At 40.6% G+C, this 20,200-nt stretch carries 20 protein-coding genes; 10 read left to right on the top strand and 10 right to left on the bottom strand.

What is annotated here, in order from left to right; translation table 11 throughout:
* Positions 1-23: 23 nt before the first annotated feature.
* A complete protein-coding gene (locus BKG94_RS00635; protein WP_077433226.1) occupies positions 24-890 on the top strand; it encodes a phosphoribosylaminoimidazolesuccinocarboxamide synthase in 867 nt (288 codons plus the stop codon).
* 187 nt (positions 891-1,077) lie between these two features.
* Complete coding sequence (argG, locus tag BKG94_RS00630) at positions 1,078-2,412, top strand: argininosuccinate synthase (protein ID WP_077433224.1); 1,335 nt, start codon at positions 1,078-1,080, stop codon at positions 2,410-2,412.
* A 49-nt stretch (positions 2,413-2,461) separates the two neighbouring features.
* Here argG and ribA read toward each other — a convergent pair whose 3' ends face one another.
* Positions 2,462-3,121 (bottom strand): GTP cyclohydrolase II, encoded by a 660-nt coding sequence (ribA, locus tag BKG94_RS00625; protein ID WP_077433222.1) that lies wholly within the window; start codon positions 3,119-3,121, stop codon positions 2,462-2,464.
* A 69-nt stretch (positions 3,122-3,190) separates the two neighbouring features.
* Between ribA and BKG94_RS00620 the strand changes: the two genes are divergently transcribed.
* The 3 genes from BKG94_RS00620 to BKG94_RS00610 all read left to right on the top strand — a co-directional run bounded on the left by BKG94_RS00620 (position 3,191) and on the right by BKG94_RS00610 (position 6,496).
* Entirely contained in the window at positions 3,191-3,910 is a 720-nt protein-coding gene (locus BKG94_RS00620) for a phosphatase PAP2 family protein (RefSeq protein WP_077433220.1), read from the top strand.
* Between the two features lie 61 nt (positions 3,911-3,971).
* Entirely contained in the window at positions 3,972-4,886 is a 915-nt protein-coding gene (gene nagK / locus BKG94_RS00615) for an N-acetylglucosamine kinase (protein WP_077433218.1), read from the top strand.
* A 176-nt stretch (positions 4,887-5,062) separates the two neighbouring features.
* Complete coding sequence (locus BKG94_RS00610) at positions 5,063-6,496, top strand: alanine/glycine:cation symporter family protein (protein WP_077433216.1); 1,434 nt, start codon at positions 5,063-5,065, stop codon at positions 6,494-6,496.
* A 29-nt stretch (positions 6,497-6,525) separates the two neighbouring features.
* On the opposite strand, the gene BKG94_RS00605 is transcribed toward BKG94_RS00610, so the two are convergent.
* From BKG94_RS00605 to BKG94_RS00595, 3 genes are all read right to left on the bottom strand, one after another.
* The gene (locus BKG94_RS00605) at positions 6,526-7,719 is read right to left on the bottom strand and encodes a Bcr/CflA family multidrug efflux MFS transporter (RefSeq protein ID WP_077433214.1); all 1,194 of its coding nucleotides are present in this window, start codon (positions 7,717-7,719) and stop codon (positions 6,526-6,528) included.
* Position 7,720: 1 nt separating this feature from the next.
* Complete coding sequence (gene rsuA / locus BKG94_RS00600) at positions 7,721-8,419, bottom strand: 16S rRNA pseudouridine(516) synthase RsuA (RefSeq protein ID WP_077433212.1); 699 nt, start codon at positions 8,417-8,419, stop codon at positions 7,721-7,723.
* A gap of 105 nt (positions 8,420-8,524) precedes the next feature.
* Entirely contained in the window at positions 8,525-9,148 is a 624-nt protein-coding gene (locus BKG94_RS00595; protein ID WP_143538876.1) for a DUF1919 domain-containing protein, read from the bottom strand.
* A 191-nt stretch (positions 9,149-9,339) separates the two neighbouring features.
* On the opposite strand from BKG94_RS00595, the gene BKG94_RS00590 reads away from it, so the two are divergent.
* Complete coding sequence (locus BKG94_RS00590; RefSeq protein ID WP_077433210.1) at positions 9,340-11,610, top strand: NADP-dependent malic enzyme; 2,271 nt, start codon at positions 9,340-9,342, stop codon at positions 11,608-11,610.
* A gap of 60 nt (positions 11,611-11,670) precedes the next feature.
* Here BKG94_RS00590 and cmoB read toward each other — a convergent pair whose 3' ends face one another.
* Complete coding sequence (cmoB, locus tag BKG94_RS00585; protein WP_077433208.1) at positions 11,671-12,636, bottom strand: tRNA 5-methoxyuridine(34)/uridine 5-oxyacetic acid(34) synthase CmoB; 966 nt, start codon at positions 12,634-12,636, stop codon at positions 11,671-11,673.
* 168 nt (positions 12,637-12,804) lie between these two features.
* Here cmoB and rng point away from each other — a divergent pair, with 168 nt between their 5' ends.
* Entirely contained in the window at positions 12,805-14,280 is a 1,476-nt protein-coding gene (gene rng, locus BKG94_RS00580) for a ribonuclease G (RefSeq protein WP_077433206.1), read from the top strand.
* 69 nt (positions 14,281-14,349) lie between these two features.
* Here the strand turns inward: rng and BKG94_RS00575 are convergent, their stop codons facing one another.
* Together BKG94_RS00575 and rsmC are read right to left on the bottom strand one after the other, a co-directional pair.
* On the bottom strand, positions 14,350-14,847 hold the full coding sequence (locus BKG94_RS00575; protein ID WP_077433204.1) for a YbhB/YbcL family Raf kinase inhibitor-like protein: 498 nt from the start codon (positions 14,845-14,847) through the stop codon (positions 14,350-14,352).
* A 173-nt stretch (positions 14,848-15,020) separates the two neighbouring features.
* Positions 15,021-16,013 (bottom strand): 16S rRNA (guanine(1207)-N(2))-methyltransferase RsmC, encoded by a 993-nt coding sequence (gene rsmC / locus BKG94_RS00570; RefSeq protein ID WP_077433202.1) that lies wholly within the window; start codon positions 16,011-16,013, stop codon positions 15,021-15,023.
* A gap of 110 nt (positions 16,014-16,123) precedes the next feature.
* On the opposite strand from rsmC, the gene BKG94_RS00565 reads away from it, so the two are divergent.
* From BKG94_RS00565 to rimI, 3 genes are read left to right on the top strand one after another with little or no spacing between them, the layout of a single operon-like run.
* The gene (locus tag BKG94_RS00565) at positions 16,124-16,702 is read left to right on the top strand and encodes a hypothetical protein (protein WP_077433200.1); all 579 of its coding nucleotides are present in this window, start codon (positions 16,124-16,126) and stop codon (positions 16,700-16,702) included.
* 5 nt (positions 16,703-16,707) lie between these two features.
* Positions 16,708-17,112 carry a DNA polymerase III subunit psi gene (locus tag BKG94_RS00560; RefSeq protein ID WP_077433198.1) on the top strand — a complete coding sequence of 135 codons (405 nt, stop codon included), beginning with the start codon at positions 16,708-16,710 and terminating at the stop codon, positions 17,110-17,112.
* 4 nt (positions 17,113-17,116) lie between these two features.
* Positions 17,117-17,557, top strand: a complete 441-nt coding sequence (rimI, locus tag BKG94_RS00555; RefSeq protein ID WP_077433196.1) for a ribosomal protein S18-alanine N-acetyltransferase — start codon at positions 17,117-17,119, stop codon at positions 17,555-17,557.
* A gap of 38 nt (positions 17,558-17,595) precedes the next feature.
* Here the strand turns inward: rimI and fdhE are convergent, their stop codons facing one another.
* From fdhE to fdxH, 3 genes are all read right to left on the bottom strand, one after another.
* On the bottom strand, positions 17,596-18,507 hold the full coding sequence (fdhE, locus tag BKG94_RS00550; protein WP_077433194.1) for a formate dehydrogenase accessory protein FdhE: 912 nt from the start codon (positions 18,505-18,507) through the stop codon (positions 17,596-17,598).
* A 64-nt stretch (positions 18,508-18,571) separates the two neighbouring features.
* Positions 18,572-19,282 (bottom strand): formate dehydrogenase subunit gamma, encoded by a 711-nt coding sequence (locus BKG94_RS00545; protein WP_077433192.1) that lies wholly within the window; start codon positions 19,280-19,282, stop codon positions 18,572-18,574.
* Positions 19,275-20,198: a formate dehydrogenase subunit beta gene (fdxH, locus tag BKG94_RS00540; RefSeq protein WP_077433190.1), complete on the bottom strand. Its 924-nt coding sequence runs from the start codon at positions 20,196-20,198 to the stop codon at positions 19,275-19,277. Before fdxH ends, BKG94_RS00545 begins: the two co-directional genes overlap by 8 nt.
* Positions 20,199-20,200 lie beyond the last annotated feature (2 nt).

Here is a 20,200-nt window from a genome sequence, read left to right as displayed (position 1 = left end):
CCGCAATAAAAAAGGTGTAAACCATGACACAACAAATTCTCAGTCTGAAAAAAATCTACTCAGGCAAAGTACGCGATCTTTATGAAATTGATGATAAGCGAATGTTGATGGTCGCCACAGATCGTCTCTCGGCATTTGATGTGATTTTAGATGATCCCATTCCACGAAAAGGTGAAATTCTGACACAAATTTCTAATTTTTGGTTTAACAAATTAGCACACATTATGCCTAATCATTTCACCGGTGATTCGGTTTATGATGTGTTGCCGAAGGAAGAGGCGGATTTAGTGAAAGACCGTGCTGTGGTTTGCAAGCGTTTGAACCCGATTAAAATTGAATCCATAGTGCGTGGCTATTTAACCGGAAGCGGATTAAAAGATTATCAACAAACGGGCACGATTTGTGGTTTGAAATTACCGGAAGGCTTGGTGGAAGCCAGCAAATTGCCTGAGCCGATTTTTACCCCTTCAAGCAAAGAGGAAGTGGGAAACCACGACATTAACATCAGCTATGAAGAATGTGAAAAATTAATTGGCGCAGATTTGGCGGCGCAGGTAAAAGAAAAAGCCATCGCGCTTTATACGGCGGCGGCGGAATATGCCCTCACCAAAGGCATCATTATTTGTGATACCAAGTTTGAATTTGGCTTGGACGAAAACGGCACGCTAACGCTGATGGATGAAGTATTAACACCGGATTCTAGCCGTTTTTGGTCGGTTGATACTTACCAAGAGGGTATAAATCCCCCTTCTTTTGATAAACAATTTGTACGTGACTGGCTAGAAAATAGCGGTTGGAACAAACAACCTCCGGCTCCTAGAGTGCCTACCGATGTTATTGAAAAAACGGTAGCGAAATACCAAGAAGCCTTGGATCTTTTAACTCAGTAATTTTTATCATCCCTGCCTAAACAGCAGGGATTTTTATGAATGAAAAGCAAATGATCAGAATCTAAAAATTGTCCGATGAATATTGAAAACCACTAGACAATCGACAAAAGTGCGGTTATATTTGTTTGCGTTTTTATTCAGATTAAATGATTAAATATTCAATCAAATGTTAAGTAAGGGAAAAAATATGTCAAATACCATTTTACAAAATTTACCAAAAGGGCAGAAAGTGGGTATCGCCTTCTCCGGCGGTTTGGATACCAGTGCAGCATTACTTTGGATGCGTCAAAAAGGTGCGGTGCCTTATGCTTACACCGCGAATTTAGGTCAGCCTGACGAAGATGATTATAATGCGATTCCTAAAAAAGCGATGGCTTATGGCGCAGAAAATGCCCGCTTAATAGATTGCCGTGCACAACTTGTTCACGAAGGGATTGCCGCCATTCAATGTGGTGCATTTCACATTTCAACAGGCGGTATTCCTTACTTTAATACCACACCGCTTGGTCGTGCCGTAACCGGTACGATGCTTGTTGCTGCAATGAAAGAAGATGATGTGAATATTTGGGGCGATGGTTCCACGTTCAAAGGGAATGATATTGAGCGTTTCTATCGCTACGGTTTATTAACCAACCCGAAATTAAAAATTTATAAACCTTGGTTGGACGATCAGTTTATTCACGAACTTGGTGGCCGCTTTGAAATGTCGCAATTCTTAATTGAAAACGGCTTTGATTACAAAATGTCAGTGGAAAAAGCCTATTCAACCGATTCCAATATGCTTGGTGCAACCCATGAAGCGAAAGACTTGGAAGAATTGAGCACCGGTATGAAGATCGTTAAACCAATCATGGGTGTTGCCTTCTGGGATGAAAGCGTTGAAATCAAAGTGGAAACCGTCACTGTAACCTTTGAAGAAGGTGTACCGGTCGCGTTAAACGGTCAACGTTTTGATGATGCGGTAGAAATGATGCAAGAAGCCAATCGTATCGGTGGTCGTCATGGTTTAGGGATGTCTGACCAAATCGAAAACCGTATTATTGAAGCAAAATCCCGTGGTATTTATGAAGCGCCGGGAATGGCATTATTACACATCGCTTACGAGCGTTTAATCACCGGTATCCATAATGAAGATACCATTGAGCAATATCGCATTAACGGCTTACGTTTAGGTCGTTTATTGTACCAAGGTCGTTGGTTTGATCCGCAAGCGTTAATGTTGCGTGAAACAGCACAGCGTTGGGTAGCGAAAGCCATTACCGGTACGGTTACCCTTGAATTACGCCGTGGTAACGATTTCACTATTTTAAATACGGAATCACCGAATTTAACCTATGAAGCAGAACGTTTAAGTATGGAAAAAGTGGAAGATGCGCCATTTGATCCAATCGATCGTATCGGTCAATTAACTATGCGTAACCTTGATGTTGCCGATACTCGTGGAAAATTGGGTATCTATGCGGAAACCGGCTTGCTCGTGTCGAATAAAAATTCTGTTTTGCCACAACTAGGCAAGAAATAGCACTAAATTGATATGAATAACCGCACAAAAGTGCGGTTATTTTTTTGCTTTATTTTTTATCAAGAATCACTTCTTCTTGGCAATGTGGACAATTCATTAAATGTTCTTCATTATTATGCACAATGTAATGCCCCATTTTTTTGGCTTTTGTATCTAAGTATTTCGTATTGTAACGATTTTCACCAACATTTAATGGTACACGCTCAACAACATTAATCCCGGCCTTTTTCATGGTTTCCACCTTTTCAGGGTTATTTGTCATTAAACGTACTTTCTTTACCCCTAATAATTCAAACATATCGGCACAGACTTCAAAATTGCGTTCATCCGCTTTAAAACCGAGGGCAAGATTTGCTTCAATCGTATCCATCCCCTGATCTTGTAGTGAATAAGCACGAATTTTATTAATTAAGCCGATGCCACGTCCTTCTTCACGGTGATAAATTAAAACGCCACGACCTTCTTCCTCAATCTGACGAAGTGCAGTGGCAAGTTGGAAACCACAATCACATTTTAAACTATGGAGGGCATCACCGGTTAAACATTCGGAATGAATGCGGGCTAAAACAGGTTCATCACTATTTGAAATATCGCCCATTACTAATGCAACATGTTCTTTTTTCGTATCAGGAAACTCAAAACCTACCATCTTAAAAATACCGTATTCGGTAGGCAAATTGGCTTGAGTTACCAGCTGAATTTTTGTCATAAAGCTATCCTTATTCATTTTCATTTCTGCTAAAATGCGCACTTTATTCTTTATTATTAAGGGGTGAGCATGTTTAAGAGGCTGTCATTATATACGTTATTACTTTGTCTTGTACCATTTTTTATGTGGGGATTTTCCTATCAATGGCATGGCAATGGGCAATTAACGGAAGCGGACTATTGGCTTTATTTGCTAACTGAAACCGGTAGTGTGCCTTATGCTCTTATTACTTGTGCTGTGTTTGCATTGATTTTTGGTATTTTGTTCAAAAATCGTAAACAATGGATGCTAGGCGTGGCTGTGATGGCATTTTCTGTGGTGGCAACTCAAGCAGTGAAAACAGGTTTAAAAGCGGTTTTTAAAGAGCCACGCCCGTTCACGGTATATTTAGCGGAACAAACCAATCAAACTACAGAAAACTTTTATGAAAATGACCGCACTCAGCGAGCTATGATTGCAAAAAACTTTTATTCTACGCAGCCAGATACGCCGGCTTGGCTTGTAAACCACTACGAAAATGAAACAGGTTATTCTTTCCCGTCAGGGCATACCATTTTTGCTGCGACTTGGTTAATGCTTGCCGTAGGATTTACCCAATTATTGGGTAACCGTTCGTGGAAAGCGAAGTTATTAGTAGGTGTTATCGCTATATGGAGCCTGCTGATGTTGATTAGCCGCGTGCGTCTGGGGATGCATTATCCGATCGATCTTTTTATTGCAACAATTTTTGCCTGGATAGTGAATCTCGTTATTTTTGGTTTTTTACAGAAAAAACGATCTTCATCATAAAATGAAAAGCAAAGAGCGGTTAGAATCTCACTTAATATATTTTTAGTGATAGGAGTAGATTATGTACTATGGTTTGGATATCGGTGGCACAAAAATTGAGCTTGCGGTATTTAATAAGAAGTTAGAAAAACTGTATTCCGAGCGTGTTCCTACCCCAAAAACGGATTACGATGAGTGGCTTAATGTGATTGTGGATTTAGTCAATCGTGCTGACGAGCAATTCGGCGAGCGTGGCACCGTTGGACTAGGCGTACCGGGATTTGTTAATCAACAAACAGGGCTTGCGGAAATTACCAATATTCGTGTGGCGGATAACAAGCCTATTTTACGTGATCTTTCCGAACGTTTAGGGCGTGAAGTGCGGGCAGAAAATGATGCGAATTGTTTTGCTTTATCTGAAGCGTGGGACGAAGAAAATCAACAATATCCTACTGTGCTCGGGCTAATTCTCGGCACAGGATTTGGTGGTGGTTTTGTGTTAAATGGGAAAGTGCATTCCGGGCAAGTGGGAATGGCGGGGGAGCTGGGACATTTACAATTAAATTATCACGCCCTGAAATTGCTTGGTTGGGATAACGCACCGATTTATGATTGCGGTTGTGGCAATAAAGCTTGCTTAGATACTTACCTTTCCGGTCGTGGATTTGAAATGTTGTATCATGATCTTAAAGGTGAAAAATTATCTGCTCGTGAAATTATTGATGCCTTTTATCGTGGTAAAGAAAGTGCGGTGGATTTTGTCAATCTTTTTGTGGAATTAGCGGCGATTTCTATTGGCAACATTATCACAGCGTTCGATCCGCACATGATCGTACTGGGTGGGGGATTATCTAATTTTGATTATTTATATGAAGCCTTACCAAAAGCCTTGCCGGCTCATTTAATGCGTACGGCAAAAGTACCGCCAATTAAGAAAGCCAAACATGGTGATTCCGGCGGTGTACGTGGTGCCGCAGCATTATTCTTAACTAAATAATTTTTAAGGCGCATGAATTTTTCATGCGTCTTTTGTTTTTTATCTAATAATTATCCATTTTATTAAATAAAATCTTCTCAAGAGCCATTTCTTTTTAATATTTTTTGATAAATATCGTTTTTCTTTCTCTTTTTCTCTACAATTCCACCTCTTTATTTTCATTTGAGAGGAGAACTATGGAACTAATTCATTATTTAGAACAATTATTAGTATGGATTGTTGATCATCTTGATGGGCCGCTCTGGAATTTGACCATTGTGATTTTACTTGGTGTCGGTTTGTTTTTTACTATTACAACGGGCTTTGTGCAGTTACGCTTATTCCCGGCGAGTATTCGGGAAATGTGGTTTGGACGGGCGGCAGAGGGGAGCTCTTTAACTCCTTTCCAAGCCTTTGCAACAGGGCTTGCCAGCCGGGTTGGCGTGGGGAATATTGGTGGGGTTGCCACCGCCATCGCTCTTGGCGGAGAAGGGGCGGTATTTTGGATGTGGATCACCGCTTTTATTGGAATGTCGAGTGCTTTTGCCGAATCCACCTTGGCACAGTTATTTAAAATTCAGGATAAAGACGGCTCATTTCGTGGTGGACCAGCTTATTATATGGTGCAGGGATTGAAATCCCGTAGTATGGCGGTAGCCTTTGCCATTGCACTGATTTTTACTTTTGGTTTTGCTTTCAACTCCGTGCAATCAAATTCCATTGTAGAAGCCACACGTAATGCTTGGGATTGGCAAGGTGAGTATGTCGGTATTGCGTTGGTGATTTTAACTGCCGCTATTATTTTTGGTGGAATTAAACGCATTGCCGTGATTTCCAGCAGTCTTGTACCGATAATGGCATTGTTCTATCTCATTATGGCAGTGATTATTCTGGGTATGAACATTGAATTGGTGCCAACGGTGATTAATAACATCATCAAAAGTGCCTTTACCTTTGATGCAGCGGCAGGCGGTTTCTTCGGCGCGATGGTGTCTAAAGCCATGATGATGGGGATTAAACGTGGTTTATTTTCCAATGAAGCCGGTATGGGGTCAGCCCCCAATGCCGCAGCGGCAGCCCATGTGAAACACCCGGTTAGCCAAGGTTTAGTCCAAATGCTGGGCGTATTTGTGGACACGATGATGGTGTGTACTTGTACAGCTATCGTGATTTTACTTTCAAATAATTATGGCGGTGAAGCGCTTAAAAGTATTTCTCTCACACAAAATGCCTTGCAATATCATGTGGGTGAGTTTGGTCTGCATTTCCTTGCCTTTATTCTATTGCTTTTTGCTTACTCTTCTATTATTGGTAACTATGCTTACGCAGAAAGTAATATCCGTTTTATTAAAAATAAACCGTGGTTTGTGTTGTTATTCCGTTTAACTGTTCTGTTTTTTGTTTATTTTGGTGCCGTGCGTTCCGGTAATGTGGTGTGGAATTTCGCCGATACGGTGATGGCGGTGATGGCAATTCTCAATTTGGTGGCAATCGTGCTGCTTTCACCGATTGTATGGACACTCTTGAAGGATTATCAGTGCCAACTTAAAGCCGGAAAAACACCGGAATTTAAAATTGAAGATTATCCCGAATTGAAAAAACGGGTGCTTGAACAAGAAACTTGGAAATAAAAAAGTGCGGTCAATTTTGACCGCACTTTTTACTCTTTCAAATTCCGATAAGTCAAAAAATAATAAGCTAATACCGCAATCACCACACAGGCCCCCATGGTGAATAGCATCGGAGCGGCGGTATCCATTTTCATGGTGGCAACTAAGCTTCCCATTACCGCTCCGGTGGCAAAACGCACGCTACCTACCAAGGAATTAGCGGTACCGGACATAGTCGGGAATTTTTCTAAAATAGATGCCATTGCATTAGAAGAAATCAGTGGATTTTGCCCGACAAAAAACGCCACACCTAACGCCATTGACCAAAAACCGAAATCAAAAAGTGCGGTTAAAATAAGCCACATTCCCGATAAAAACTGAATTGCAATGCCTATGCGTAACATCGTTTCGGCACCAACTTTTATTACAAATCGTCCGTTAAGGAAAGAGGCAAAAGTCATAATGGCGATATTTAGCATAAAGAAATAACCGAATTGATCGACAGGAATACCGTAAATCCCGATATATACAATGGAACCGGCTGTCACAAAGGCAAATAAACCGCCAAAACCAAAAGAGGCGGCGAACATATAGCCCAATACCTCTTTTTGTTTCCAAAGGCTCATAAAGTTTCGGGCAATAATGTTCAAACGGAGTGGGATACGATTTTCTTTTTTGTGGGTTTCAGGAATGATAAAAAATACCAACAATGCAGATAACGCTCCCATTAACGAAATGACATAAAAAATAGCGTGCCAGTGGAAATATTTTACGATATACCCCCCAATGATTGGCGCAACGAGTGGTGCAATCATAAAGACCAATGTGATGGTGGACATCACTTTTGAGAGTTCGTTTTTACTAAATAAATCCCGCAATAATGCGCCTGAAAGTACTACAGGTGCTGCCCCAAAGAAACCTTGCACAAAACGAAGTGCGGTGAAATTTCCGATAGAATTGATTTCTGTTAGAACTAATGCCGTGATTGCCCCGATAATCACGCCAAGTAGGATGATCGGTTTACGCCCGAAACTATCACCGAAAGGTCCCCAAAATAACTGCCCGAATGCCATGCCATAGGCAAAGGCGGTGAGGGTGTGTTGGACTTGTTCCGGGCTGATTTTGAGATCTTTGGCAATTTCTAAAAAAGAGGGTAAATACATATCGACGCCAAAAGGCGGTAGCATAGATAAAATGCCGAGGGTCATAATAAAAATAAAGGTAGGTTTTATTGTTTTGCTCATATTATTTTACCAAACTGTCTATTTCTGATTGTGTGAGAGGGCGGTATTCGCCTTCTTCTAGGTTTTCGTCCAGCACCACTGCACCGATTTTCCAGCGGTGCAATCCGACAACTTTATTGCCGAGGGCGGCGAACATTCGCTTAACTTGGTGATAGCGTCCTTCTGAGATGGTCAGATTGACATTGTAATCATCTAAAATTTCAAGTTTTGCGGGTTTCGTGGGTATTTTTTCTCCACGTAATAGGATTCCTTCTACAAAGGTCTGTGCATAATGAGGTTCAACCGGATCTGCAAGGGTCACCAGATAGGTTTTATCACAATGGTGTTTCGGGGAAGTAATTCGGTGTGACCATTGTCCGTCATCGGTGAGTAAAACAAGCCCTGTTGTATCTACATCTAAACGTCCGGCACTGTGTAATTTTCCGGCAAGCGGGTAATCAAAAAATTGATAAATAGTAGGGTAGTCGCCATCATCATTTGAACATACGCAGCCTTGTGGCTTGTTCAGCATAAAATATTGTCCGTTTTCCAGCCAGGTGAGTAAGGTTTCTTCAAAGTAAATTTCATCGTCCTGTGAGATTTTGCGGGCACTATTTTTTTCAATTTTACCGTTAATTTTGACCGCACTTTGGCGAATGGCTTTGCTGGCTTGAGAGCGTGTTAAACCGGTATTTTCGGCTATAAATTTATCTAATCGCATAAGATTTCTCGTTTTTATTATTTGAAGGTGTTTTACACAGATCTGAATCTGTGGGTAGGAAAAGAAAAATAAAAACACCCTTTGGGATTGGGGGATAATGATAAACTAAGTTTGATTAAACCAAGCTACATAATCAAATTGATCATAATATTTCATACTATTCCAACCTGAAAAGGCAAATAAATCACCCACTTGATTTTGCTGTTCAAAGCCTTTTATATAAAAAGCCGAATGTAATTCGGGGTAAGGTTTGTGGGTAAAAACCACTTTATTTTTGAATGGAAGCTGATCAAAGGCGACAAGATCTTCATAAGCAATGCCTTGTTCGCCGTCTTTATCTGTCATGATGATAAACAAATTATCCCGATTGATCCGAGCCGAGCGGGTTTGCCATTTTTCTCTTGCTTCCTGCTCATCATGATAATGCATGAAATGAATTTCAATATCTGCCAATTTTCCGATTGGGTAGTTTTTTTCCGAAGCAATAAACTCAAGGGATTGTTGTTGATAAAAATCAATATCTTGTAAATAACGAATAAAGTTTTTAGGACTTAAATAAAGATTAACAAAAGGTGAATTAAAAGGTTCGCCGAGATCATGCAAAATAAATGCACCTACACAGTTGGCAGACATCACAGTCATACCATGGTTTTTTAAACGTGATCTGAGTTGATAATTAATTGATTTTCTTTGCAGTTGATTCACTGCCGTTTTGATTTTTGATAGCAATGGCGTTCTCCCCTGAACTGCCGTATGCTACTCTCTTTAATCAGTTAGTTCAACCTATAATTTTTGTAAAAGATTTGTGAAAATTTGCGGTTCATCACAAATTTGGGAGAAAAAAGGGGGTATAATCAAGCCGTTTTTTCGATTTGGTTTTGAATGAACCAAGTTCCGTATCACAACAATGGAGTATTTATATGAGCGAACAACTACGCCAAGCAGCATTGGATTTTCACGAGTTTCCTATTCCCGGCAAAATTGAAGTTACCCCCACCAAATCATTGGCAACCCAGCGCGATTTAGCCCTTGCTTACTCTCCAGGTGTGGCGGAACCATGTTTAGAAATTGAAAAAGATCCGTTGGCTTCTTATAAATATACCGCACGTGGCAATTTGGTTGCGGTGATTTCAAACGGTACGGCAGTTCTTGGACTAGGCAATATCGGTGCACTTGCCGGTAAACCTGTAATGGAAGGAAAAGGCGTCTTATTTAAAAAATTTGCCGGTATTAACGTATTTGATATTGAAGTGAATGAACATGACCCGGATAAATTAGTCGATATCATCGCTTCTCTTGAGCCTACCTTTGGTGGTGTAAACCTTGAAGATATTAAAGCACCGGAATGTTTCTATATTGAGCAAAAATTACGTGAACGTATGAATATTCCCGTATTCCATGATGATCAACACGGTACGGCAATTATTAGTGCAGCAGCGATCATTAATTCACTTCGTATTATCGGTAAAAAAATTGATGAAGTGCGTCTCGTAGCATCGGGAGCAGGGGCTGCGTCTATTGCTTGTTTGAATTTATTGCTTTCTCTTGGGATGAAACGTGAAAATATCACCATTTGTGATTCAAAAGGCGTGGTCTATAAAAATCGTGGTGATCGTATGGATCAAACGAAAGAGGATTATGCGATTGAAGATAACGGTTGGCGTACCTTAGCGGATGCCATTCCAAATGCCGATATTTTCCTAGGTTGTTCAGCAGCAGGCGCATTGACCCAAGATATGGTAAAAACCATGGCAGCACACCCGATTATTCTTGCTTTGGCAAACCCAAATCCGGAAATTACTCCACCGGAAGCAAAAGCCGTGCGTCCTGATGCGATCGTTTGTACAGGTCGTTCAGACTATCCAAATCAAGTTAACAATGTGCTTTGTTTCCCATTTATTTTCCGTGGTGCACTGGATGTTGGCGCAACCACAATTAATGAAGAAATGAAACGTGCGGCGGTTTATGCAATAGCTGATCTAGCGCTTGAAGAGCAAAATGATGTGGTGACTTCCGCTTATGGGGGAGAAGGCGCAACATTTGGTCCAGAGTATGTGATTCCACGTCCGTTCGATCCTCGTTTAATTGTTCGTATTGCTCCGGCTGTGGCAAAAGCCGCAATGGATTCAGGTGTCGCAACTCGACCAATCTTGGATTGGAACGAATATATTGAAAAATTGACTCAGTTCGTTTACAAAACCAGTTTGTTCATGCGTCCGATCTTTAGCCAAGCAAAATCATCAAAACAACGTATTATTCTTGCGGAAGGGGAAGAAGCGAAAGTCTTACATGCGGTACAAGAGATAGTTTCAATGGAACTTGCCCTGCCAATTTTAATTGGTCGTAGAAATGTAATTGAGGAAAAAATCAAAAAACTGGGTTTACGCTTAGAGGTTGGGGTCAACGTAGAAGTAGTGGATAATGAAAATAATCCACGCTATGAAGAATGTTGGAAATATTATTACGACCTGACAAAACGCAAAGGCATTACGCCGGCAATCGCTAAACGTGTTGTGCGTTCAAATACGACAGTGCTTGCCTCTGTTTTAGTAAATTTAGGCTATGCAGACGGATTGGTATGCGGTTTGTTTGGTTCTTATGGTAAACATTTAGACTCCATTAAAGATATTATCGGTTTAAAAGATGGGGTAAAAACCGCTGCAGCTTTAAATAGCCTTGTATTACCAAGTGGTAATGTGTTCTTAACGGATACCCACGTGAATGATGACCCAAGTGCGGAAGAATTGGCTGAAATTACTTTAATGGCGGCAGATGAAGTGCATCGTTTTGGTATTGAACCGGCGGTTGCCTTGCTTTCTCACTCCAATTTTGGTTCATCGAACACGCTAGGCGCACCAAAAGTACGTGATGCGTTGAAGATTGTTCAAGAACATAATCCACAGTTAATGATTGACGGTGAAATGCGAGGGGATATTGCGCTTTGTGCGGCACAACGCAATGAAGTTATGCCGGACAGCCCGTTAAAAGGCTCGGCAAATCTGTTGGTATTCCCTAATTTAAGCGCAGCACGTATTAGTTATAGTTTATTGCGTGGAACTACCACGGCGGTTACAGTTGGCCCAATCTTGATGGGAATGAATAAATCAGCCCATATTTTAAACCCAAGCGCCTCAGTTCGCCGAATTATTAACATGGTTGCTTACGCGGCAGTACAAGCACAGCAAGATTAAGTGCGTAATTGGCATTTGTACAATGGAAAGTGCGGTTAAAATTAACCGCACTTTTTTGTTTTATTTATTGGCTAAAATAACTGCTCTTTTAGGCGCAGGATAGCCTTCAATCGTTTTACTCGGATCATTCGGATCGAGGAAATCAATCAGACTTTCGTTTTCCAACCAATCGGTTTTACGCTGTTCTTCCACGGTTGTTGGGGCTACATCGACACAGCGAACATGAGTAAACCCTACTTTTTCCAACCAGTTAATTAATGCGGCAACAGAGGGAATAAAGTAAACGTTTTTCATTTTGGCATAGCGATCGGAAGGGACGAGAACGGTATTGGCATCACCATCTACCACAAGGGTTTCCAACACTAATTCTCCGCTTTTCTTCAATTGATTTTTTAGCTGAGTGAGATGATCGAGCGGTGATTTCCGGTGGTATAACACGCCCATTGAAAACACTGTGTCAAAGGCGGCGAGCGGTTGCATTTGCTCTATACCAAGAGGAATGAGGTTTACACGGCGATCATTATTGAGGAGTTTACGAACCGCTTCAAATTGGCAAAGGAAAAGTTCGGTAGGATCAATACCTACCACCATTTTTGCCCCTTCACCCAGCATTCGCCACATATGATAACCACTGCCACAACCCACATCTAAAATGGTACGATCTTTCAATGGAGCGAGGTGAGGAAGCACACGCTCCCATTTAAAGTCGGAACGCCATTCGCAATCCACATGAATACCAAATAAATGATAAGGCCCTTTTCGCCATGGCATAAGCTGTTTTAAATGATGAATAATGCGTTGTTTTTCGCCTTCTGAGAGGGGATAAGTGCGGTCGCATTTCACCGCATTTTTTAGATCGACAGTATCTGCGGTCAAATCAGGTAAAAAGTCGATGATTTTTGACCATTTCGCATAATCACCATGGGTTTGTTTTTCCCATTCTTTTATTTGGAGAGGAAGAGTTTCAAGCCAATCAGAGAGAGGACTTGTGGCGATTTGTTGATAAAAAGGGCGAAAATCGATCATTTTGCTTCCTTAAATAGGGTTTTTCGGCTTAATTGAGGTTATTGAGAATAATATGTTTCGCGTTAAACCAACGCACAAAATAACCTTAAAGCATATTGAAAATTTGAGAAAGGGCGCATTTTACCCTATTATGCTACTACTTAAAACAAGATTCAGAGACGATAGAGAATGGATGCCGTAGAATTATTGATGAATGTCACACCTAATGAAACCCGTATTGCATTAGTGGAAATGGGTGTATTAAAAGAAGTCCATATTGAACGCCAAGCAAAGCGTGGTATTGTGGGAAATATTTATAAAGGGAGGGTGACACGCGTATTACCCGGAATGCAATCTGCATTTGTGGATATCGGCTTGGAAAAAGCCGCCTTTTTGCATGCATCTGACATTGTATCTCATACTGAATGTGTGGATGAGAATGAACAGAAACAATTTAAAGTAAAGAGTATTTCAGAGCTGGTACGCGAAGGGCAGGATATTGTGGTACAAGTGGTGAAGGATCCCCTCGGCACAAAAGGCGCTCGTTTAACTACTGATATTACTTTGCCCTCCCGTTATCTTGTGTTTATGCCGGAAAATAGCCATGTGGGCGTATCCCAGCGTATTGAAAGTGAAGAAGAACGGGCGCGTCTAAAAGCGCTGGTGGAGCCATTTTGTGATGACCTAGGGGGATTTATTATTCGCACCGCGACAGAAGGGGCAACAGAGGAAGAACTTCGTCAAGATGCTGAATTTCTCAAACGTCTATGGCGAAAGGTGCTAGAGCGTAAAAATAAATATCCTACCCGTTCAAAAATTTATGGAGAGCCTGCGCTACCGCAGCGCATTTTGCGTGATTTCATTGGAACAACATTAGAAAAAATTCGTATTGATTCCAACTTTTGCTTTAACGAAGTGAAAGAATTTACTGATGAATTTATGCCTGAATTAAGCGATAAGCTTGTGATTTATACCGGAAATCAGCCTCTCTTTGATGTGTATGGGGTTGAAAACAGTATTCAACAAGCTTTGGATAAACGGGTAAATTTAAAATCCGGTGGTTATTTAATCATTGAGCAAACAGAGGCAATGACAACGATTGATATTAATACCGGCGCATTTGTGGGACATCGAAATTTAGAAGAAACCATTTTCAACACAAATATTGAGGCAACAAAAACCATCGCACAACAACTCCAATTACGTAATCTCGGTGGTATTATCATTATTGATTTTATTGATATGCAGCAGGAAGATCACCGAAATCGTGTGTTGGAGTCATTGCAAGATGCATTGGCGAAGGATCGCGTGAAAACTAATGTAAATGGCTTTACCCAGCTTGGTTTGGTGGAAATGACGCGTAAACGTACCCGTGAAAGTCTTGAACATATTCTGTGTGATGAATGTCCGGTGTGCCGTGGTCGTGGTCGGGTGAAAACAGTGGAAACTGTTTGCTATGAGATTATGCGGGAAATTATCCGTGTCTATCACTTATTTAGTAGCGAGCAATTTGTCGTGTATGCCTCTCCTTCCGTGTCGGAATACCTCATTAATGAAGAATCTCATGGGCTTCTTCCGGAAGTCGAAATGTTTATTGGTAAACGTGTTCAGGTGAAAACCGAACAATTTTATAATCAAGAACAGTTTGATGTTGTGGTGATGTAATAGACTTGATTAGGCAAAAAGAGCGGTCAAAATGGCCGCTCTTTTTTATAATGTTATGCTTTATTTTAGCTAAACATCATAAGTTCCCATCACTACTGCCTGCGCTAAAATATGCCCTTGCATCGCAAAATGGAGATCGTTGAAACGAAAACCCGGTTTGAGGTCGAGTTTGCTATCCAGAGCATAGACGATCAATTCATAGCGGTGTAAGCAATTTGGCGGCGCCATTCCACCGTAGGCTGAGGCTTCGTCAAGCTCAAATTTGCCTAATACGCTTGCCCAAGAGTTTGCGCCTTGCACATAGTCGGTAGCGCTTTGGCTTTCATTTTCTGCCACGCTTGTGCGTTCAAGATTAGCGATTAACCAGTGAATCCAGACAAAACCGCTGGCGGTGATCGCATCTTTGTCTTCAAGCACTACGGCGAATGATTTTGTACCTTCCGGTGCGTCTTTGATCTCAAAGGGAATGGAATAAGTGGGCATACCGTTTGGACTAAATTCTGTGCCTCGTTTGCCATATTTATCTTCAAATACACCATTTTTAATGGCGGAGCTGGTTACGATCATCATATTCTCCTTATTTTTTGTTGGTGAGTGGTAAGACGATACATTTAGCATATATTCATTGAGACTGTTAGCTTTTTGATTAAAAAATTACCCCGATAATTTCAGCAATAGCTTGGCGTTGTGCCATTGTTGCTTGGGTATTGGGATTATCATTTTTAGTGAGCATTCATTGATTAATTTTTTACGGAGTAAACCTTAAATTTTGAAGTTTTTGCCAGCACCTCAAATTCACCAAAATGTTGTTGCAATAAATCCGGATAAGGCAAAAATGCATTGGCAACAATACGGAGTTCTCCTCTTTGATTTAAATGCCATTTGGCGTGAGTAATCAGTGTTTTTACTGCACGATAGGCGGTATCGATGCCATCATGGAAAGGGGGATTGGAAATGATTAAATCAAATTTTCCCTCAATATCCGAGAAAACATCACTGGCAAAAACATCCGCTTCCAATTGATTTTCTGCAAGGGTCTTGCGGGCAGATTCCAGCGCCATGGCGTGAATATCGGTCATCGTGACAATTGATTTAGGATTCATTTTTTTGATCATTGAACCGATTACACCCGCACCACAGCCGAGATCAAGCACCTTGCCTTTGATCGGTTGATTGAGTGTAGAAAGTAATAGCGCTGTCCCCACATCCAATTCGTTCGCACTGAACACACCGGGTAAGCTGTGGACTATTAAGCTATTGAGTTGCGGATGTTGGTAGGTTTTCCAGAAAGTATCGAGTGAAAAGTGCGGTCGTTTTTTCAGCGAAAAATGATATAGACTACAACGGCGAGCGGAATCTATTTTGGCAATATCACCGAAAGGGGCGAGTATTTTTTCCACCGAGCGCACACCACAGCGGTTTTCTCCGATGATGAGTACTTCTTGCTCTTCCGCTGAATTGGCAAGGAGTTGCAAAAGTTGGAATTGGACTTCTTGTTTATTTTTTGTCCAATAATAAACGATAAGATCAGCCTTACCTTGAAATTCAATCGAAAATTTAACCGCACTTTGGGTGCGAGCATAGTCGAAATAGCAGCTCCAAACCTGAACAGATTGGCAATATTGTTCCAGTTTTTGTGGAAACTGATCGTTAATTCCGCCGGCAAGTAAAACAGATTTATGGTAAAAAAGGGGAAGATGGCGCTCTAAAACTTCGCTTTCAAGGGAAATCACGCTTTGAATCCTGTTGGTTATTGGTTAAAATTAGGCGTTATTCTAGCAAAGATAACTCTAATAAAACATTTTTCATTGGTTTTTAACCAATTTATTACAGGAATTATTTTATGAAAAAAATCGTACTTGCGACAGCAATGGTCAGTTTATTATCAGGTTGTCAAATCATTGATCAGATACAAGGTAAAGCGCAAGCCCCTTCTAAAGTTGAAGTTACACCGGAGCAGGTTGAAATGTTCAAAAAATTAGATGAACAATTTGAGCGCGTAAAAAAAGCCGGTACTGAAATTGAATTTAATGGCGAAAAATATGTGAAACAAACGAGAGCGGTAAAAGGCGATGATCCTCGTTTTATTAGCTTAGCTGTGAGTTTAGATCGTTCAAATCGTAAATCGGTCACCAGTGAAACTTTTTATCTAAAAGATCTTTCTCATGTTTCGACATTAACTAACCGATATTTGGATTCCAATAAAAAAGTTTGTGATTTGAAAACATTAAACGATGGTAATTCTTCTTACTATGCATGTGATGGTAATAATTTTCAGCGCTTTGTTGCTATAGTGCGTACTGAAAAAAATATTCTGTCATTTCGTAGTCTAAAAGCTTATCAACAAAAATTAACAGAAGCGGAAGAACATTCGGTTATTAAAAGCCTAATGAGCTACCCGTTTGATTCAATTTCTCGCTAATTAAAATGGAAAGACGCAATCTTCTTCTAAAAGAGATGGGGATAACTCAATGGAAACTTCACCGTCCTGAGGTATTTCAAGGGGCGGTGGGGATTACTGTGGCAGAGCATATTCGTTTTGTGGTGGTATCCGATGAAAATTTGAGTAAATATCCTTTATTTGAAGATGTATTAATGAGTCTTGAACTCAAGCAAGAAGATTGCCTATGTTTGAATTATGAACAAATTCAACATCTTGAGTTAAGTCATTCTGTGTATTATTGGTTACTCGCTGAAAATATGGAGAAAATTGACCGCACTTTACCTCATTGTTTGAATGCCGAACGGATCTACCGTTCGCCTAGCTATCGGGATTTTCAAGCCTCACCTTCTGCCAAACGTGAACTTTGGCAACAAATCCAACAAATTTAATCATATGCCTCAAATTTTTATTGTTGAAGAATGCGATTTTGAGCGTTTGTATGAGATTGAACAACAAGCGCATTTAGTACCTTGGTCTTTTGGAACATTAAAAAATAATCAAGGCGAGCGTTATTTAAATTTGAAACTGGTTAAAGATAATCGGATTATAGGGTTTGCGATTTGCCAAATAGTATTGGATGAAGCGACTTTGTTTAATATCGCTGTTGAGCCTGCTATGCAAGGAAAAGGATTAGGTAAATTACTTTTAAATGAGTTGATGATACAACTTAAAGAAAAAAATATCCAAACCCTTTGGCTTGAGGTACGGGAATCTAATCCTGCTCGTTGGCTATATGAAAAACAAGGATTTAATGAGGTGGATATCCGTAAAAATTACTATCCTATGCCTGATGGTAGAAGGGAAAATGCCGTTGTGATGGCGTGTTATTTGTAAAAGTGCGGTCGTTATTGGAAAAATAACGACCGTTTTTACTAGACTTCTTGCGCCGGGAAAAGGAATGGATTGAGGCCGCTACGGGAAAAACCTTTTTCTTCCATTTCTACGTCTAAGAAAATAGAGGCTAAATCATCGGCAAGCGCTTCCACGTTAGGATCTTTTTCTTGGAACATCATTTTCAAATAGCTTTCACAGCTACCGCAAGTTTCTGCACGGATCAAAGCTAATTCTTCATTTAATGACCACATTTCTAATTTATCGTGTCCATTGCAGTTAGTACATTGAGCGCGTACCAGATTCCATTCGCTTTCACATAAGGCACAGTGTAAGTAACGTAAACCCTGTGATGAGCCTATATGGATCATACTGGATACAGGGGCAGAACCGCAAACAGGGCAATAATGAATATTTTCCGTATTTTCCATACGGCTTGCATGAGGAATTTGCTGGGCTAATTGTAACCAATAGAGCGAAAGCGCAGCCCAAATAAATACTGCTTTATCACTACTGACTAAATTAAATTCTTCTGCCAACAGATTATCTGCCATCTGTTCTAATTCGGCTGTGCCGGCTTTTTCTAGGGATTCAATAGTCGCTAGCACTTGTTCATTTGCTTTGAGTTTTGTTTCATGCAAGATTTCGTTGAGATATTCACGCCAGATGCTATTACGTTTGAAAGTTTTTGCATTTAGTGGTGCAACCCCGGTGAGCTGCTCTAAGTTTTGTTTTTCGAGCGGATTTTTTTCTAATGTATTTAACTGACTTTCCACTACATCTGCAGCAAAAAGAAAATAATCAGCAAGTGGATGTTCTTTTGCTAATTCTCTTAAACGTTTTGCACGGCGTTGATAAAGATTTTTAGGATTAGCAAATAGGATAGCAGGTGTTTCGTAAGAGTTTGTTTTTTGTTGCTTAATTTCGGATTCTGATAGGATTTTTATACTCATAATGCCTCTTAAATAATAAAAAGTGCGGTCATTTTTAACCGCACTTTTGGAGTTCGTTTTTGACTTAGCCCGCAATACCTTTGAATAGGGCCTTAGGTTTTTCACCTTTTGTTTCACGTTCTCCGTCTTTTTCCAACTCTGGTAACACTTCTTCACGATACCAACGTGGGTGGTGTTTTTTTGCCCAACGAACGGTTACCCAGCCTTCCACAATACCGCGAATTGATCCTTTTACCCAAAACGCCATATACATGTGTACCATAATGCCGGTAAATAGCATAAAGGCACTAGCAGAATGGAGAAGGATTGCAATTCTTAGTACCGGAATTGAGAAGTAGTGTGAGAAATATTGACGCCACATAATGATGCCGGAAGCTAACAAGGTAAACATTGCCAAGATCAGTGTCCAGAACAACATTTTTTGACCAAGATTATATTTTCCGTTATCTGATACGGCGTGCTCATTACCTTTTAATACTTCTGTAATCCCTTTTAACCAGCGAATATCATTTTTCTCCGGAATATTGTGATGCCAATATAATGAACATAAAAAAATAAAGGCAATAAACATTAATATTCCGGTGAAAGGATGAATTGCGCGAGCAAGTTGCGGAGTACCCAAAATTTCTGTTAACCAAGCAAAATCAGGGAAAAAGAACGCTACACCGGTAAACATGGTCAGAAAGAATGAAATGACCAAAAACCAATGACTTAAACGAGCGGGAGTTCGATGACGAACGATACGAGTATCGTTAGTAATTTCAAATTTACTCATCTTTTTTTCCTCCGTGTTTATCTTCGTTCTCAAATTTTTCATGGTGATCTTCGACATCAGTTTCAACATTTGGACCGACAGTTAAGTAATGACCAAGCTCAGCTAAGGCTAGACCACCCATTGCGACAGCCGCAACCGGTTTTAGTACGTCTTTCCACAAGGTGACACTGAGATCGATTTGTGGATCTTTCGGGAGATCATTATAAAGTTCAGGCTTGTCTGCATGGTGTAGTACATACATCACATGTGTGCCACCCACACCCGGTGGATCATAAAGCCCGGCATTTTCATAGCCACGGGATTTCAGATCGGCAACACGTTGTTCTGCATAGATTTTCATTTCTTCTTTTGAACCGAAACGAATTGCACCTGTAGGACAGGTTTTGACACAGGCTGGCTCTTGACCGACAGACACACGATCAACACAAAGGGTGCATTTATATACACGATTGTCATCCGGATTCATTCGAGGAATGTTAAACGGACAACCTGCAATACAATAACCACAGCCGATACATTTATCGGATTGGAAATCCACAATACCGTTTTTGTATTGGATGATTGCACCCGGTGCAGGACAGGCTTTTAAACAACCCGGTTCTGAACAGTGCATACAACCGTCTTTACGAATTAACCATTCTAAACGATCGTTTTCTTCCACTTCATTAAAGCGCATGACTGTCCAGGCTTTGGCATTAAGATCAACGGGGTTGTCATAAACGCCTACGCATTTTGCATTGACATCGGAGCGGATGTCATTCCACTCCGAACAGCCCACCTGACAGGCTTTACAGCCGATACAGGTGGAAACATCAATCAGTTTTGCTACTTCAACTTTATGATCTCGTGCCTGTGGTGCAGGAGTGAGCCCTGAGGTGGCGGAGATCTTAATAATATCTTGAGATTGTACACTCATCG

This window comes from Rodentibacter ratti (genome assembly GCF_002000485.1).
GTDB classification, from domain to species: domain Bacteria; phylum Pseudomonadota; class Gammaproteobacteria; order Enterobacterales; family Pasteurellaceae; genus Rodentibacter; species Rodentibacter ratti.
This window is presented reverse-complemented; position numbering and strand designations above follow the sequence as displayed.

Excerpts from the sequence above, each read along its gene's own strand:
- fdhE (WP_077433194.1), bottom strand. The coding sequence starts at position 18,507 with ATGAGTATAAAAATCCTATCAGAATCCGAAATTAAGCAACAAAAAACA.
- BKG94_RS00590 (WP_077433210.1), top strand. The coding sequence starts at position 9,340 with ATGAGCGAACAACTACGCCAAGCAGCATTGGATTTTCACGAGTTTCCT.
- BKG94_RS00565 (WP_077433200.1), top strand. The coding sequence starts at position 16,124 with ATGAAAAAAATCGTACTTGCGACAGCAATGGTCAGTTTATTATCAGGT.
- rng (WP_077433206.1), top strand. The coding sequence starts at position 12,805 with ATGGATGCCGTAGAATTATTGATGAATGTCACACCTAATGAAACCCGT.
- rimI (WP_077433196.1), top strand. The coding sequence starts at position 17,117 with ATGCCTCAAATTTTTATTGTTGAAGAATGCGATTTTGAGCGTTTGTAT.
- fdxH (WP_077433190.1), bottom strand. The coding sequence starts at position 20,198 with ATGAGTGTACAATCTCAAGATATTATTAAGATCTCCGCCACCTCAGGG.
- argG (WP_077433224.1), top strand. The coding sequence starts at position 1,078 with ATGTCAAATACCATTTTACAAAATTTACCAAAAGGGCAGAAAGTGGGT.
- BKG94_RS00620 (WP_077433220.1), top strand. The coding sequence starts at position 3,191 with ATGTTTAAGAGGCTGTCATTATATACGTTATTACTTTGTCTTGTACCA.
- BKG94_RS00545 (WP_077433192.1), bottom strand. The coding sequence starts at position 19,282 with ATGAGTAAATTTGAAATTACTAACGATACTCGTATCGTTCGTCATCGA.
- BKG94_RS00610 (WP_077433216.1), top strand. The coding sequence starts at position 5,063 with ATGGAACTAATTCATTATTTAGAACAATTATTAGTATGGATTGTTGAT.
- cmoB (WP_077433208.1), bottom strand. The coding sequence starts at position 12,636 with ATGATCGATTTTCGCCCTTTTTATCAACAAATCGCCACAAGTCCTCTC.
- BKG94_RS00560 (WP_077433198.1), top strand. The coding sequence starts at position 16,708 with ATGGAAAGACGCAATCTTCTTCTAAAAGAGATGGGGATAACTCAATGG.
- BKG94_RS00605 (WP_077433214.1), bottom strand. The coding sequence starts at position 7,719 with ATGAGCAAAACAATAAAACCTACCTTTATTTTTATTATGACCCTCGGC.
- BKG94_RS00635 (WP_077433226.1), top strand. The coding sequence starts at position 24 with ATGACACAACAAATTCTCAGTCTGAAAAAAATCTACTCAGGCAAAGTA.
- rsuA (WP_077433212.1), bottom strand. The coding sequence starts at position 8,419 with ATGCGATTAGATAAATTTATAGCCGAAAATACCGGTTTAACACGCTCT.
- nagK (WP_077433218.1), top strand. The coding sequence starts at position 3,972 with ATGTACTATGGTTTGGATATCGGTGGCACAAAAATTGAGCTTGCGGTA.
- ribA (WP_077433222.1), bottom strand. The coding sequence starts at position 3,121 with ATGACAAAAATTCAGCTGGTAACTCAAGCCAATTTGCCTACCGAATAC.
- BKG94_RS00575 (WP_077433204.1), bottom strand. The coding sequence starts at position 14,847 with ATGATCGTAACCAGCTCCGCCATTAAAAATGGTGTATTTGAAGATAAA.